The organism is Mesorhizobium sp. M5C.F.Ca.IN.020.32.2.1, assembly GCF_004023105.1.
Classification (GTDB): domain Bacteria; phylum Pseudomonadota; class Alphaproteobacteria; order Rhizobiales; family Rhizobiaceae; genus Mesorhizobium; species Mesorhizobium wenxiniae.
This window is the reverse complement of sequence record NZ_RZSX01001593.1, coordinates 1-567: the sequence shown is the minus strand read 5'-3', so window position 1 is coordinate 567 and position 567 is coordinate 1. Positions and strand designations below refer to the sequence as shown.

Here is a 567-nt window from a genome sequence, read left to right as displayed (position 1 = left end):
GTCGATGACGCGCTTGACGCCCTGAAAGCCGCTTTCGGCGAAGAGATCGCTGCCGAATTGCAAGGCACCGGAAATCGAGGTGCGCCGTGCGCTGTTGGGCGCATGGGCGGCGAGCTGTTCGACCACCCGCTCGGCGTCGGCACGATTGGCGATCACCGTCCACGGCACGATGACGTGCTGCCAGGTCGTGCCGGCCCATTCGACATAGGTGACGGCAATCTTGCCATAGGCGCCATCGGCTATCGCCTGCAGTACCGTGTCGTGCGTCAGCGCCGCGACATAACCGCGACGCTGAATTTCGAGCTCCGCCGGTGACATCGACAGCGAAACGTCAACCGCCAGCACCAGTTCGATATCGACGGGTTCGGCGGCGCGGGATTCCGGCGCCAGCCCCAGCATCAGCGCCAGTGCAGCGGCGCCTGAAAGGAGATGTCTTGCGTGGGGAAAAGCAGACATTGCAGCAAGGTAAGCGATAATCGTCGCGCCACAAAGCGAAAAGCCCAGCGCCGGGCTAATGCATGTCGCCAAAAGTGTGCAGCGGTTTGGGGTAAAGACATGCATACAAAC

Annotated in this window: 1 protein-coding gene; it reads right to left on the bottom strand. The window is 61.9% G+C overall.

Features of this window, described 5'->3' with window-relative positions:
* Window positions 1-456: DUF1194 domain-containing protein (locus EOA86_RS37645; RefSeq protein ID WP_128345890.1), on the bottom strand; the 456-nt coding region annotated here is incomplete at its 3' end.
* Between the last annotated feature and the right edge of the window lie 111 nt (window positions 457-567).